This window comes from Polaromonas sp. YR568, assembly GCF_943371715.1.
Taxonomy (GTDB): domain Bacteria; phylum Pseudomonadota; class Gammaproteobacteria; order Burkholderiales; family Burkholderiaceae_C; genus Polaromonas.
In genome coordinates this window covers 16,926-30,701 of the sequence record NZ_CALRVW010000003.1, presented here as the reverse complement: position 1 = coordinate 30,701, position 13,776 = coordinate 16,926, and the positions used below count along the sequence as shown (strand labels likewise).

15 protein-coding genes are annotated in these 13,776 nt (G+C 63.3%); 5 read left to right on the top strand and 10 right to left on the bottom strand.

The window, feature by feature from the left end; genetic code table 11:
- The first annotated feature begins 13 nt into the window (after positions 1-13).
- From AAG813_RS02960 to AAG813_RS02945, 4 genes are all read left to right on the top strand, one after another.
- Positions 14-832, top strand: coding sequence for a hypothetical protein (locus AAG813_RS02960; protein ID WP_341911683.1), 819 nt, complete (start codon positions 14-16; stop codon positions 830-832).
- A 44-nt stretch (positions 833-876) separates the two neighbouring features.
- Complete coding sequence (locus AAG813_RS02955) at positions 877-1,989, top strand: ankyrin repeat domain-containing protein (protein WP_341911681.1); 1,113 nt, start codon at positions 877-879, stop codon at positions 1,987-1,989.
- A 337-nt stretch (positions 1,990-2,326) separates the two neighbouring features.
- On the top strand, positions 2,327-3,061 hold the full coding sequence (locus AAG813_RS02950; protein ID WP_341911678.1) for a hypothetical protein: 735 nt from the start codon (positions 2,327-2,329) through the stop codon (positions 3,059-3,061).
- Between the two features lie 324 nt (positions 3,062-3,385).
- Positions 3,386-4,363 (top strand): tripartite tricarboxylate transporter substrate-binding protein, encoded by a 978-nt coding sequence (locus AAG813_RS02945; protein WP_341911677.1) that lies wholly within the window; start codon positions 3,386-3,388, stop codon positions 4,361-4,363.
- 18 nt (positions 4,364-4,381) lie between these two features.
- On the opposite strand, the gene AAG813_RS02940 is transcribed toward AAG813_RS02945, so the two are convergent.
- A complete protein-coding gene (locus tag AAG813_RS02940) occupies positions 4,382-4,762 on the bottom strand; it encodes a YciI family protein (RefSeq protein ID WP_341911674.1) in 381 nt (126 codons plus the stop codon).
- 323 nt (positions 4,763-5,085) lie between these two features.
- Positions 5,086-5,523, bottom strand: a complete 438-nt coding sequence (locus tag AAG813_RS02935) for a cupin domain-containing protein (RefSeq protein ID WP_341911672.1) — start codon at positions 5,521-5,523, stop codon at positions 5,086-5,088.
- A gap of 105 nt (positions 5,524-5,628) precedes the next feature.
- Here AAG813_RS02935 and AAG813_RS02930 point away from each other — a divergent pair, with 105 nt between their 5' ends.
- The gene (locus tag AAG813_RS02930) at positions 5,629-6,522 is read left to right on the top strand and encodes a LysR family transcriptional regulator (protein WP_341911670.1); all 894 of its coding nucleotides are present in this window, start codon (positions 5,629-5,631) and stop codon (positions 6,520-6,522) included.
- A 164-nt stretch (positions 6,523-6,686) separates the two neighbouring features.
- Here the strand turns inward: AAG813_RS02930 and AAG813_RS02925 are convergent, their stop codons facing one another.
- The 8 genes from AAG813_RS02925 to AAG813_RS02890 form a co-directional block, all read right to left on the bottom strand.
- Complete coding sequence (locus tag AAG813_RS02925; RefSeq protein WP_341911668.1) at positions 6,687-8,228, bottom strand: ATP-binding protein; 1,542 nt, start codon at positions 8,226-8,228, stop codon at positions 6,687-6,689.
- Between the two features lie 44 nt (positions 8,229-8,272).
- Positions 8,273-8,941: an HAD family phosphatase gene (locus AAG813_RS02920; protein WP_341912131.1), complete on the bottom strand. Its 669-nt coding sequence runs from the start codon at positions 8,939-8,941 to the stop codon at positions 8,273-8,275.
- Positions 8,942-9,184: 243 nt separating this feature from the next.
- A complete protein-coding gene (locus AAG813_RS02915; protein WP_341911667.1) occupies positions 9,185-9,577 on the bottom strand; it encodes a YchJ family metal-binding protein in 393 nt (130 codons plus the stop codon).
- A 2-nt stretch (positions 9,578-9,579) separates the two neighbouring features.
- Positions 9,580-10,017, bottom strand: coding sequence for a rhodanese-like domain-containing protein (locus AAG813_RS02910; protein WP_341911665.1), 438 nt, complete (start codon positions 10,015-10,017; stop codon positions 9,580-9,582).
- Positions 10,018-10,179: 162 nt separating this feature from the next.
- Positions 10,180-11,307 carry an acyl-CoA dehydrogenase family protein gene (locus AAG813_RS02905; protein ID WP_341911663.1) on the bottom strand — a complete coding sequence of 376 codons (1,128 nt, stop codon included), beginning with the start codon at positions 11,305-11,307 and terminating at the stop codon, positions 10,180-10,182.
- 6 nt (positions 11,308-11,313) lie between these two features.
- Positions 11,314-12,000: an SDR family oxidoreductase gene (locus AAG813_RS02900; protein WP_341911661.1), complete on the bottom strand. Its 687-nt coding sequence runs from the start codon at positions 11,998-12,000 to the stop codon at positions 11,314-11,316.
- A 65-nt stretch (positions 12,001-12,065) separates the two neighbouring features.
- Positions 12,066-13,259, bottom strand: coding sequence for an acetyl-CoA C-acyltransferase (locus AAG813_RS02895; protein WP_341911659.1), 1,194 nt, complete (start codon positions 13,257-13,259; stop codon positions 12,066-12,068).
- Positions 13,260-13,291: 32 nt separating this feature from the next.
- On the bottom strand, positions 13,292-13,774 hold the full coding sequence (locus tag AAG813_RS02890; protein WP_341911656.1) for a hypothetical protein: 483 nt from the start codon (positions 13,772-13,774) through the stop codon (positions 13,292-13,294).
- Between the last annotated feature and the right edge of the window lie 2 nt (positions 13,775-13,776).

Genomic DNA, 13,776 nt, shown 5'->3' with positions numbered 1-13,776 from the left:
GATGCGCCACCTCGTGATCAAACCCCTTTTCAAACCTTTTCTCTCCGCAGCGCTCGGCCTGGCCGTCCTGTTCGGCGCCGCCAGCGGCGCGCTGGCCCAGACCAAACCCAGGGTGATGGACGGCGGCGACAAGCCCGCCTCGGCCATCTACATCGGCAACAGCTTTTTTTATTACAACAACAGCCTGCACAACCATGTGGGGCAACTGATCCGGGAAGGCCAGCCCGGCTTCAGGCACCGCGCCAGCTCGGCCACCATCAGCGGCTCGGGCATGAACTGGCATGACGTGGACAGCTACTTCCGCCCCAACGCCGTCGGCTCGTATTCGTTTGGCGCCAACAACACCGTCAGCTTCAACAAACTGGACCGGCTGTTCGACGTCGCGATCATGATGGACTGCAGCCAGTGCCCGCTGCACCCGCAGCTCAAGCCCCTGTTCCATGAATACGCCAAAAAACACGCCGACACCGTGCGCAAACATGGCGCCAAGCCGGTGTTCTTCATGTCGTGGGCCTACAAGGACGTGCCGTCGATGACGGCCGAACTGGCCGAGGCCTACACCCAGGCCGGTAACGACAACAACGCACTCGTCATTCCCGCAGGCCTGGCCTTCGGCAAGTCGATTGCCAAAATGCCCGAGCTGAATTTGTACGTCGCCGACCTGCGCCACCCCAGCGTGGCCGGCAGCTACCTGGCCGCGTGCACCACGTATGCGACGCTGTTCAAGGCTTCACCGGTGGACCTGAAATACACGGCCGGCCTGGACCCGGCGATTGCCAAACATCTGCAGACGGTGGCCTGGGAGACGGTGCAGGAGTATTTCAGGCCTTGAGAGGCCTGATCAGCGTCGCTTTAATCCACAAGACTGAGACTGCCATGATGCGCTGCCTTGGGCCAACTGTTGCACTTGCGTTCACCCTGATGACTCCGTTCACGGCGGGCGCCCAGACAACTGGCGACGATGCTGTGCGGATCATCGAAGATCTACATAAGAAAATTCTGTGGATCAGCAAGCAAACAGCCACCCAAGCGGAATACCGGTCCGCCGAGGCTGAATCAGCGGAAGAGCTTCGTCAACTCGTTGCGAAAAATCCGTCGGATGATGCCTTGACGAAAAAGAATGCGGATGGCGTGACGCCGTTGATGCTGGCGTCTGCACGCGGCTTCGCGGATCTGGTCATCGCGTTGCTTGAATCGGAGAAAGTCAGGGCGACCATCAATGAAGTCGGACAAAAAAACACGACTTCCTGGATGTTTGCCAACTTTGCTTTGCGCCAGACGTTTTGGGCTTGCCGACCGCAAATACTTGGTGACCCTTTCTCCTGGATTCCCGTCTTTGAAGTTCAACGCTATTACAAGTTTCCTGTTGATCAAAAGCCGTACGTACGCACTCGCCGCGCGCTTGAGGCCGCGGGGGCCAACATCGATCTCTCTGGCGCAAAGAGTGCATGGCTTGAACGTTGCGGAAATAGCACCGCAGATACCCAAGCCAAAGTCAAGGAGAGCCCAGACCTCATGATGACTCTGGAAGCCGAAGGTGACAGGCTTTTTGAACTTCACCATGGCCGAACACTGGCGCAGGCAGCCCTCGGACCAGAGAACATTGCGCCACAAACTGTGAAGCTTGTACTTGACGATGTGGAGCTTCCGGAAGGATTTTCAATCAAGGCGCCTTCGCCATCGCTGGGTCAGCTGCCTGCGACACTGACGGGCTGGTGGTCCGTAAACATTTTTGCGCTTGGCGAAATTCTGTTCGCGTTCGAGGAATTCGTTTCGCCGCAGGAAGCACGTGTGTTGATGATTGCAAAGGGACGAAAAAAACCTCACAGAGGCAGGCGACTCAACATGGCCATCGAGGGAAATACTCTCTCTTCACCCCTTTCTGCGGAATCCAGAATTACCATCACTGTGAGAGAGGATGGCAAGCCTGTTGCAGCGTTTGCCGGCTCCCAACTAAACGCCACCGTTCTCCTCCGAAAAGCCCAGTAAATCGTTTTTGTAGAGTCCCAGTCGTGAAATAAAAACTCGATCGGCTCGGGATCCTGCGATTGCCAAACATCTGCAGACGGTGGCCTGGGAGACGGTGCAGGGGGTTTTCAGGCCTTGAGGCTGCCATTGCTGTGGGTCTAAAGGCCACCCCGACCACCAGAAGGAGCGGCCAAGGCAGCCTCAGATTTGGTCTGGGTACAACTCTTCGTGGAGTTTCCCCACGCGCTGAGAATCCGCGTGCTGCCAATCTTGTCGATTGACGAACTAGCAAAACGTAATAGACCAGCTGGACCAGGATGTACATTCAGCTGTAAGAATAAAACAATGGGGAACAAGAATGGACGGCACCTTTAAGACGGTCATCAACAAGTTGTTGATAAAGCTGCTGGTCATAACGGTACTGACCAACTGGTTCATTTTGGGCGGTTACTACGTCAAGTTTGGGGAGTGGAAATGGTTTGAGTTTTCCGCAGACCAAGAAACTTGGGCGCACTTTGGTACCTTCTACGGCGGCCTTATGGGGCCGTTCGTTGGGCTGCTAGCGTTTGTTGGAATCTTCATCACGATCCTGCTACAGATGAAGCAACTGGAAATCGCAAAGCAGCAAGCAGAAGTGCAAGAGATGCAACGCGCCATGGCAAGCATTTCTGCGCAACTCGATCAAATGTTGAGCACTGTTCCAACGTACTACGCGGCCAAGGAAAGGGTGCGTGATGACGTGGCGCCCTTGACTCTTTTCAATCACATTGCGGCGCTAGGCAATGAGTACGCCAAGACGGATGAGAATCGCGAACACAGACGCGTATTTGAAGGACTGAACGAGGTGATGCAGGACATCCACTTGAGCGTAAATGCAGTCGGACTTGAGTTGCATTCGCTAAGTTGGGCGCTGGAAAAATATCAAGAAGCAGGGGGAAGCGCGTCGATGGTCGAGTTCTATCAGCTACGGTACGGCGCGCTAATTGGGTACTTGGAGGCGATGGGTAGGCTAGACAAAGGGTCGTTTGTGCGCAAGGTCTTTGACGTGGAGATGCTGAGGCAGATCATGGCGGGGAAAACAGCTCCAGATTGACCTAGTCGCTGAACAAATATGCAGATCAGCGTCGCAAACGCGCCTTCCTAGCTTCGTCCGATTTTTCCCTGTGAGCGGGCGCGTTGAGTGCTCCAACGTCATCAACATGGATCCCGGATCAGATCCTGAATCACATAGGGGGCCGGGATTACATGCAAGGGTCCGGGTCGCAGCGCGGGCCGGATGCCATGCGCAGGTCGAGGCTGTCTTGCGATGCCAGGCCGCTAGGCGGCACGCAAATTGCTGCTTTTTTGCATGCGGCCAGACAAGTTCTCGGCGCGGATGCCTGTCCTGCCATGACCACCTCCACTCTGAAAGCGAACCATGTCCATCCTTCGCACTTCCTGCCTGGCGTTTTGCGCCGCCTCCAGTTTGACCCTCACCCTGCCTTCGATGGCGCAGGACACCTACCCCAACCGCCCCGTCAAAGTCATCGTCGCGCTGCCTGCCGGCGGCAGCGTGGACATGGTGGCGCGGCAGCTCAGCCAGCAAATGGCGACTGACCTGGGCCAGCCTTTTGTGGTCGACAACCGGGCCGGTGGCTCGGGCCAGATTGGTGTCCCGGTGGTGGCCAAGGCGGCGCCGGACGGCTACACGATCATGGTGTCGCCGGCCTCCTTTCTCACGACGAACAAGAGCATTTTCAAGACCCTGCCCTACAACCCCGAAACCGCCTTTGTGGCGGTAACCAAGCTGGTGAACCAGGCCATGGTGCTGGTGGTGAGCGACAAGGCCAAATACGGCACACCGGCCGGCATCCTGGCGGCGGCCAAGGCCAGCCCCGGCAAGCTAACCTATGCGTCCTCGGGCGACGGCAGCCCGCAGCACCTGGCGGGCCTGATGTTCGAAAGCCGGGCCGGCGTCAAGCTGCTGCACATTCCGTACAAGGGCGGCGCGGCGGCGATCACCGACCTGATCGGCGGCCAGGTGGACATGGCGTTTGCCCCGTTGCCGGAAGCGCTGCCGCACATCAAGTCGGGCAAGTTGTTTGCCGTGGGTGTGCTGAGCGAGAAACGCGCCATTTCTGCGCCGGACATTCCGACCCTGCGCGAAGGCGGCGTGAACAACGTGGTGCTGTCGGCGTGGATAGGCCTGCTAGCACCAGCCAAAACGCCGCAGCCGGTGCTGGACAAGATCAGCAAATCGGCAAAAGCCTTTCTGCGCGGCGACGCCAAAACGAAGTTGATCGAGATCGGCATGGAGCCGGCGGCCGATGAAGTCAAGCCGCTGGCGCAGGTGATCTCGGAAGAGATCCGCATCCATGCGGACCTGGTGAAAGCCGCGGGACTGGTGCCGCAGTAACAGCGGCACCCTTCGCTGCTACTTTTTCATCTTCACCGAACACACCCCGATCGGGTGCACCTCGATGCCCCAGCCTATCCCTTCACCCAGCGTGGCGGCGGGATGCAGCGAGGCGATGCGTATGGCTTCTTCCTTGTTGGGCGCTTCAATCAGGATGACGCCGCCCACCAGCTCCTTGGCTTCGGCATAAGGCCCGTCGGTCACGGCCGGCTTGCCGCCGCGCGGGCGCAGCGCGAAGGTGGCCTGGGGCCCTTCGAGCGAGGCGCTCCAGACCAGGCAACCGGTTTGCGCGAGCGCGGCGTCTTTGGCCGGCAACTGCGCGGCCAGCGCCTGCATGTCGGCGGGCGCCATGGCGGCCATTTTTTCGGGGTCGTAATAAGCAAGGCAGAGGTATTGCATGGAGATGTCCTTGGGTCGGTGGTTGAGGGTCACACCTGCACGACGAACGGCTGGCCCGACTTTCGACATCTTGCCCCAGGCTGTCAAATAAACTCCCGCAGGAAGGCTTTTCTGCGGAAGGGCTGGCTTGCGCTTCGGCCGGCCAAGGCCTCGGCGATTGGACCAGCCCGCCGTTTTGCTATTTTTTTCATAGCTGCTTGCGCTTGCCTCACAATGGCTGGAGGCCGATTTGATGCACAAGTTTCGCCCGCAGCCCCCTTCACTCTGCGTCGAATCCCCTCACCGCCGCCAGCTCTCACAGTGCGCGCGGCGGCTACGGCCTGTCAGTGGGCTGCGTCCAGAAACGGCGTGTTGGGGTCGCTCACGTAGAAGATGACCACCCGCAGCGGATCGGTGGCGCTTTTGTTGTAGCCGGTCATTTTCACGTTGGGCGGTTCGACGAAGGCCTGGCCGGCGCTGAGGACCACCGGTGCCCTGCCCTCCAGGTCCAGCGTGAACTGGCCTTCGAGCACGTACACCGTCACCGGGGAGCGGTGGGTGTGGAATACCGTCCTGTCGCCGGGCTTGAACGCGGCGGTCATCACCCTGACTTCCTGCGTGTCGCCCCTGGGCATCTGCAGCACGTGTTCTCTCAGCACCAGCTGGGGCGCGGCCAGGCCGGGCGCCTGGGCGTGGGCTGCCGGCACGCAGCAGGCGGCGCCCAGCAGCAAGGTCAGGCCGGCGCGGCGGGCGAGGCGTTTGGGTTCATGGCGGGGGTTCATGGCAAGGCCTTTCATGAGAGGAAAGATGCGGCCAGTTTAGGCAGCGCCCTCGCTGGGCGCCAGCCGCAGAACTGCATAATGGGGCCGCACCGACGCGGAGCTCACATGTTCGATTGGGATGACCTCAAGCATTTCCTGGCGGTGGCGCGCCATGGCAGCACCACCGCAGCGGGGCGCGCGCTGAACATCGACCAGTCCACCGTGCAGCGGCGCATCACCCGGCTTGAACAACGCATCGGCCAGCCCCTGGTCGAGCGCCACCCCAGCGGCTACCGGCTGACCGCTTACGGCCAACAGCTGCTGCCGCATGCGCAGCTCGTCGAGCAGCAGATGCTGGCCCTGCAGAACGTCGTGCAGTCTTCCGCGCGCGAACTGAACGGCGTCATCCGGCTGACCTGCCCGGAGCCGCTGGTGGCACGCATCACCCGATCCCCCTTGCTGGAGCGTCTGCAGACGCGGCACCCCGGCCTGCGCGTGGAGTTTGTCGTGAGCGACCATTACGTGGACCTGGGCCAGGGCGAAGCCGATGTGGCGCTGCGCTCGGGCGACACCGTGGACAACCAGCTCATCGGCCGCAAGGTGGCCGATTCGCTGTGGGCGGTGTACGGGGGCCGCGACTACCTGGCACGCCAGGGCAGCCCGGCGCGCACGGAAGACCTGGCGCAGAACGCCTGGGCAGGTTTTGACGAAAGCATGGGCAAGCACCGCGCGACGCAGTGGCTGCGCCAGGTGGCGCCCGGCGCACGCATCGTGGCCACCAGCGGCAGCGTGCTGGGCCTGGTGCAACTGGCGAAGGCGAATGTGGGTCTGGCCGCACTGCCGACGGCGCTGGGCGATGCCGAGCCCGACCTGGTGCGGGTGCTGGGCCCGGTGCCCGAGCTGACGCGCATCTGGCGCCTGCTGACCACGCGCCCGCTGCGGCGCACGCCGCGGGTGTCGGCCTTCTTCGCGTTCATGGCCAGTGAGGTGGACACGCTGCGCCCCATCCTCACCGGCTGAGCGCCGCCCTGCCGGTGAAGGCGGCAGGTGTATTTACTACAAGTTTGATAGCGGCTAGCGCACGCCGCACAAGGGCTGAAGGCCAATTTGATGCACAACTTTGGCCCGCAGTCGCCTTGACCCGCCCTGAAGCCCTCACCGCCGACAAGCCTCGCTATGCGCGCCTACGCAACAGCAGACGGCAAGGTCACGTGAAACACGGTGCACCCGGGCACGGACGCGTAACCGATGCTGCCACCCATGCGCTCGATCATCTCCTTGGCAATCGACAGGCCCAGGCCCGACCCGCTTTTTTGCCGGCTGGCCGTCATCTGGGCCTGGGCAAAGCGCTGGAAGATGCGCGCACGAAACTCGTCGGGAATGCCGGGGCCCTGGTCTGTGACCTGCAGGCGCACACCGGTGCCGGGGCCGGCCTGCGACGCCTCCACCCGCACCTGGCTGCCCCGGGGTGCGAACTTGAGCGCGTTTGAAATCAGGTTGGCCAACACCTGTTGCAGGCGCTGGGCGTCGGCGCGCAGGTGCAGGCCGGCGCCGCCCGAGACGGCCAGTTGCACGCCGGCGGTGCCGGCCACGGCTTCAAAGGCCTGCGCGGCGCGCTCGAGCAGGGGCGCGGCATGCAGGGACTCGATCTGGAACACCATCTGCCCGGAAGCCATCTTTTCCATGTCCAGGATGTCGTCCACGATGGTGCGCAGGCGCTCGGAGTTGCGTGCGGCCAGTTTCACCAGCCGCGCAGCGCCTTCCGGCAGCGAACCGGCGATGCCGCTGTCGAGGAGCTTGACGGCACCGTGGATGGAGGTGAGCGGCGTGCGCAGTTCATGGCTGACCACCGAGATGAACTCGCTTTTCATGCGCTCCATTTCCTTGCGCTGCGTGATGTCCGTGACGATGGAAAGAATGACCGGCCGGCCGAAGCTGGACACCAGTTGCCAACGTGCCTCCACCGGATAACTGCCGCCGTCGCTGCGCTGTCGCACCCCTTCAAACACGACTTGCGGCGCGCCTTCCTGCAGCTGCCGCACATAGGCGTTGAAGGTTGCGTGGTTCTGGCCCTCCATCACGTCCATCGGCGTCATGCCGCGCAACTGCTCCAGCGAGTAGCCCAGGCTGCGGACCGCGCTGGGGTTGGCGTAGAGGTAGCGCAGGGACTGCGGGTCGGTGACCAGGATTTCGTCGGACACCGTGTCCACCAGCGCGCCAAACCAGTTGAGCATGCGGCTTTGCCGCCCGGCTTCGAGCACGGCCATCATCACATCGGCGAGCTGGTTCAATGAATGCCGCTGAGCCAGGCTGAGTTGCCGGGGTTCGGAATCGAGTACACACAACATGCCGATGGCGTGGCCCCGGCCGCTGCGCAGCTGGCTGCCGCAGTAAAAGCGGATGCCGGCGTTGGTGAGCACGGGGTTGTTCGCAAAGCGCTCGTCGCGCTCGGTGTCGGGCACCTCGAACACCTCGTGCTCAAGGATGGCGTGGCCGCAGACACTTTCATCGCGGGTGGTCTGGCCGACGGCCAGGCCGTACTCGGCCTTGAACCACTGCCGGTCACGGTCGATCAGCGTGACGGCCGCGTACTGGGTACCGCAGATGGCCGCAGCCAGCTCGGCAAATTCGTTGAACAGCTTCTCTGAGGGTGTGTCCAGCACGCCAAAGTCGTGAAGGTCGGCGAGCCGATCAGCTTCGTTGGGGGGAAGGGAGGGCGCGCGCATGGGGCAGTCTGGTGATCCGTCATCTTATCGCGTTGGCCTGCACTTCAGGGCGAGCCCAGCAATGCCGGCAGACCGCTCATGTCGGCAAAACACTGGAGGGCGCCGGCCCTGATCAAGGCGTCCGGCGCGTCATGCCCGGCTTCGGGCGGGCTGTAGCCAAACACGGTGGCACCGGCGGCCACACCGGCGGTGACGCCGGTCACGGTGTCTTCCACCACGGCGCAGCGTTTCGGGTCCACACCCAGCGCCGCGGCGGCCGCGAGGTAAACATCAGGCGCGGGTTTGGAGCGCGGCAGTTCGTGGCCGCTGAAGATGCGGCCCTTGAAAAAGGGCATGAGCCCGCATTTTTCCAGCTGCAGCTCCACCTTGAAACGGTCTGCACCGGACGCGCAGGCGATGCGGCCCTGGTACAGCTCGTGAATCTGCGCGGCCGCCTCCACGGCGCTGCGGATCGGTTTGACCCCGTGCATCAGCCCGAGGTTGCGCCGCTCGCGAAAACGCACCATCCAGTCTTCGGTCAGCGGCTGGCCGGTGTGGGCTTCAATCAGGCCCGCTTCGTCCTTCACGGCCTTGCCAAGGAAGATGCGCATGCACTCCTGCGGACTGAGCTTCCACCCCAGTTCTTCCAGCATGTCGCGCAACACGCCGTTGGTGATGGGTTCGCTGTCAACCAGCACGCCGTCACAGTCAAACAACACGGCTTCGAATTTCAACAAAGGTGGCCTCTTTTCAGAATTGCTATTTATTTGATAGCTGGCGGCGCAGGCGGGCAAAGGGCTGGAGGCCATTTTCACTCATGCTTTTCGGGGCGGCCGGTATGCCGCCGTGCAGGCTGCGCCGGGCTGGAACCTGGCGACGCATGGCAACCCTTGGCCAGGCTCAGGGCGAACGGCGGAAGCGGGAACGGGGTGCGAGAGAGCTGGACAGACCGCCGGGCCAGGCCGGACGCCCCAGCGCTACAGCTGGTCGCCGTCCACATAGTACCAACGGCCGGCGTCGCGCACAAAGCGGCTGCGCTCGTGCAGGCGCACGGCGGGGCTGCCCGGGCTTTTCTGGCGGGCGACAAATTCAACTTCGGCGTGGCTGCCGTCCAGAAGCCGGTGCTGGCGCACGTCCAGCCCCAGCCACTTCACGCCGGGGTCGAACTCAATGGTGGGCGGGCGGTGGCTGGTATGCCAGGTGGCGAGCAGGTGGTCGGCGCGTTCGAGCACGAAGGCGGTGTAGCGCGAGCGCATCAGCGCCTCGGCATCGGGCGCCGGCGTGTCGTGGTCGAGGTAGCGGGCGCAGCAGGCGGCGTAGGCCAGCGGCCGGCCGCGCGCATCGGCCCGGCCGCAGGGGCAGGCAGCCACCGTCACCCTTTGGCAGGCTGGCGCGCCGCGTGGGCCTGCTTATGCGCTTCCAGGGTTTCCATCGGTGCGCCCTGCTTTTTCCACTCGGCAAAGCCGCCGTCGATGTGGGCCACGTTGGTCATGCCCATGTCCTGCAAGGTCTTGGTGGCCAGCGCGCTGCGCCAGCCGGCGCCGCAGAACAGGATGAACTGCTTGCTCTCGTCGCCGAACACCGGCTTGAAATAAGGCGAGGCCGGATCGACCCAGAACTCCAGCATGCCGCGCGGCGCCAGCAGGGCACCGGGCACGGTGCCTTCACGCTCGAGCTCGCGCACGTCGCGGATGTCAACGATCTGCACCTTCGGGTCGGCGAGTCTGGCCTGGGCTTCGGCGACAGAATACGTGGTGACCTGCGCCATGGCCTCATCGACGAGGGCGCGGAATCCTTTGGTGATGGGCATGGGGTTTTGTCTCCGATTGTGGATGGCGGACGGGCGGTCAAGTTTACGGCGCCCGGGGCTCGATTCAAGCAGGGGCCGCGGGACCGGCTTTGCCGGACCGCAGGCGCCGCCCCCCGCAAGGGGGGAGGAGGCTACACGCAGTGAGCCTCAACGGGGGTGTGCCTACAAACTGCGTTGAATGATGATTTTCTGCACGTCGGAAGTGCCTTCGTAGATCTGGCAGACACGCACGTCGCGGTAAATGCGTTCCACCGGAAAGTCGCTGACATAACCGTAGCCGCCCAGGGTCTGGATGGCGGCGCTGCAAACCTGTTCGGCCATTTCGCTGGCGAAGAGTTTGGCCATGGCCGCTTCCTTCAGGCAGGGCAGGCCGGCGTCGCGCAGGCTTGCGGCGTGCGAGATCAGCTGGCGTGCGGCTTCCAGTTTGGTGGCGCAGTCGGCCAGGCGGAAACCGACCGCCTGGTGGTTGAAGATGGCGGTGCCGAAGCTCTGGCGCTCCTTGGCGTACTGCACGGCAAATTCAAACGCGCTGCGCGCCATGCCCACGCTTTGCGCGGCGATGCCGATGCGCCCGCCTTCGAGCGCGCCCAGCGCAATCTTGTAGCCTTCACCCTCGGCGCCGATCAGGTTCTCCGCCGGGATGCGGCAGTTGTCGAAGTTGATCTGCGCCGTGTCGCTGGAGTTCTGGCCCAGCTTGTCCTCCAGCCGCGCAACGACGTAACCGGGCGCGCTGGTGGGCACCATGAAGGCGCTCATGCCTTTTTTGCCGGCGCCCTTGTCGGTGACCGCAATCACCACGGCCGCGTGGCCGTTCTTGCCGCTGGTGATGAACTGCTTGACGCCGTTGATCACGTACTCGTCACCCTCTTTCACCGCGGTGGTGCGCAGCGAGGAGGCGTCGCTGCCCACATGCGGCTCGGTCAGGCAGAACACGCCCAGCATCTGGCCCTGCGCCAGCGGCGTCAGCCACTGCTTTTTCTGCGCAGCATTGCCGTAACGCAGAAGGATGGCGTTGACCGGGCAGTTGGTCACACTGATGGCCGTGCTGGTGCCGCCGTCGCCGGCGGCGATTTCCTCGATCACCAGCGCGAGCGTCAGGTAGTCGAGGTTGGCGCCGCCCAACTCCTCGGGCACGCAGATGCCGTAGGCACCCAGCGCCGCCAGGCCTTTGTGCGCCTCGACCGGAAAGTGGTGCTCTTTATCCCACTTCGCGGCGTGGGGCCAGAGCTCGGTCTGCGCAAAGTCGCGCACCGCGTCGCGGATCATCTGCTGGTCCTGCGTCAAAATCATGGCTGTTTACCAGGTAGCAAAACGCGAACCGTCGTGGTCGAGGAACGCGCCTTTGTGTTGAGGGCGCAGGCCCGAGATCGTCTGCCGCATGCTGGCCACGCTTTGCGCCACCGTCAGCGGGGCGCCCGCGCCGCCCATGTCGGTCTGAACCCAGCCAGGCGACATGGCGACCAGGATGGCGCCGGGGTAGTCGTGCTGCGCCGAGGCGACCGCCATGTTCAGGGCGGCCTTGCTGGCGCGGTAAACCCAGCCGTGGCTGTTTTCAACGCCACCGATTTGCGCCATCGCGCTGCTGATGAAAACAAAGCAGCCACGGCCTCCACCCCCCGACCTTGCCGCTTCGACCATGGGCGTCACCTGCGGAATGGCCTGCATCGCCCCCAGCACATTGGTGCGCATGGCCTGGTCGAAGACCTCGCGCGTGGGCGGTGTCAGCGCGTCACCCTGGGGGAAAACACCTGCCACGTAGAGCGCGAGGTCGATCTCCTCGCCGTCCAGCATCCAGGCCAGGCTACTGATGCTGGCCGGCTCGGCCACATCGACGCGCAGGGCTTTGGCGCCCAGCGCTTTCAGGCGCTGCAGCCCCGCGTCGTCGCGGGCCGTGGCAATCACCTTGGCGCCGTCGGCCAGGTACTGGCGCACAAACTCCAGCCCGATGCCGCGCGAGGCGCCGATGACGAGCACCGTGCTCACGTCATGCCTTCATGCATCAAATCGGCCTCTAACCCTTGATTGATGTACGCCATCAGCTATACAATTTATAGCAGTTCAATCGCGATGGCCGTGCCTTCACCGCCGCCGATACACAGCGTGGCAACACCCTTCTTGAGGCCGCGGGCCTTGAGTGCATACATCAGCGTGACGATAATGCGCGCGCCGCTGCAACCAATCGGGTGGCCCAGCGCGCAGGCGCCGCCATTGACGTTGACGATGTCGTGGCTGATGCCGAGTTCCTTCATGGCGGCCATGGGTACGACGGCAAAAGCCTCGTTGATTTCCCACAGGTCCACGTCTTTCACGCTCCAGCCAGTTTTCTTGAGCAGCTTCTGCACCGCGCCGACCGGCGCGGTGGTGAACCACTCGGGCGCCTGGGCGAAGGTGGCGTGGCCGACGATGCGGGCCAGCGGCTTGGCGCCCAGCTCCTTGGCCGTCGATGCGCGCGTGAGCACCAGGGCGGCGGCGCCGTCGTTGATCGACGAGCTGGAGGCGGCGGTGATGGTGCCGTCTTTCTTGAAGGCGGGGCGCAGCGTGGAGATCTTGTCGAGCTTGACCTTGCCCGGACCTTCGTCGATGGAAATCACGGTGTCGCCGCTGCGGCCCTTGACGGTGACGGGGGTGATTTCGTCCTTGAAGGCGCCGGACTCGGTGGCGGCCTTGGCGCGGTTCACGCTGGTGGTGGCAAACGCGTCCTGCGCTTCACGCGTGAACTGGTACTTCTCGGCGCACTGCTCGCCGAAGGTGCCCATGGCGCGGCCGGGTTCGTAGGCGTCTTCCAGGCCGTCGAGCATCATGTGGTCGTAAATGCGGTCATGGCCGATGCGGATGCCGCTGCGGCCCTTGAGCAGCAGATGCGGTGCGTTGGTCATGCTTTCCATGCCGCCGGACACCATCACGTCGCGGCTGCCGACCAGCAGCTGGTCGTGCGCAAGCAGGGTGGCTTCCATGCCGGAGCCGCACATCTTGGACAGCGTGACTGCGCCCGCGCTGGCGGGCAGGCCGCCCTTGAAGCCGGCCTGGCGCGCCGGCGCCTGGCCCTGGCCGGCCATCAGGCAGTTGCCGAACAGCACTTCGTCGACTTTTTCGGGGGCGATACCGGAACGTTCGATGGCGGCCTTGATGGCGGCGCCACCGAGGTCGTGCGCGGCGAGGCTGGAAAAGTCGCCCTGGAAGCCGCCCATGGGGGTGCGGGCGGCGCCGAGGATAACGATGGAATCAGTGGTGGTCGTGGACATGGTTTTCTCCTGAGTTGAACAAGTTAAACAAGTTAGGCAAGTTGAATGACTGCGCCGCGCTCCTCCTGAGCGACACGCAGGATATATTGCTGAAAGCCGGGGTCTTCACCACGCAGCAACAGCGGCAGGGCATTGAAAAAATTCTCGCGCTGGCACCACTCGCGCATGTAGTCGTCCCAGCTGTTCCAGCGGCGCGCCTCGACCTCGCTCATGCGCTCGCTCCAGGCGACGATGTAGGCGCGCTCGAACAGCGAAATCAGCATGTCGTAGATGATCATGGTGCGTTCATTCTGCTCGCGTGTGGGGCTCTCCAATGGTTCGTTGGTGCGCAGGTGCAGGTCGGGGTTGGCCAGCACGACTTTCAGAAAGTCGTTGTAGGCGTCGGACAGCAGCTGGTAGGCCGCTTCTTCCTCGTTGTTGCGCTCCTTTCGCTGCTCGAGGGCAAAGAAAAATATCGCAAACGGCAAGGCCAGCGCGGTGACCACGAAGCTGGCGTATTCCCAGGCGTCCCGCATGG

Coding starts and splice junctions, on each gene's coding strand:
- AAG813_RS02910 (WP_341911665.1), bottom strand. CDS start 10,017: ATGCCCATCACCAAAGGATTCCGCGCCCTCGTCGATGAGGCCATGGCG.
- AAG813_RS02950 (WP_341911678.1), top strand. CDS start 2,327: ATGGACGGCACCTTTAAGACGGTCATCAACAAGTTGTTGATAAAGCTG.
- AAG813_RS02890 (WP_341911656.1), bottom strand. CDS start 13,774: ATGCGGGACGCCTGGGAATACGCCAGCTTCGTGGTCACCGCGCTGGCC.
- AAG813_RS02955 (WP_341911681.1), top strand. CDS start 877: ATGATGCGCTGCCTTGGGCCAACTGTTGCACTTGCGTTCACCCTGATG.
- AAG813_RS02925 (WP_341911668.1), bottom strand. CDS start 8,228: ATGCGCGCGCCCTCCCTTCCCCCCAACGAAGCTGATCGGCTCGCCGAC.
- AAG813_RS02935 (WP_341911672.1), bottom strand. CDS start 5,523: ATGAACCCCCGCCATGAACCCAAACGCCTCGCCCGCCGCGCCGGCCTG.
- AAG813_RS02930 (WP_341911670.1), top strand. CDS start 5,629: ATGTTCGATTGGGATGACCTCAAGCATTTCCTGGCGGTGGCGCGCCAT.
- AAG813_RS02945 (WP_341911677.1), top strand. CDS start 3,386: ATGTCCATCCTTCGCACTTCCTGCCTGGCGTTTTGCGCCGCCTCCAGT.
- AAG813_RS02905 (WP_341911663.1), bottom strand. CDS start 11,307: ATGATTTTGACGCAGGACCAGCAGATGATCCGCGACGCGGTGCGCGAC.
- AAG813_RS02895 (WP_341911659.1), bottom strand. CDS start 13,259: ATGTCCACGACCACCACTGATTCCATCGTTATCCTCGGCGCCGCCCGC.
- AAG813_RS02940 (WP_341911674.1), bottom strand. CDS start 4,762: ATGCAATACCTCTGCCTTGCTTATTACGACCCCGAAAAAATGGCCGCC.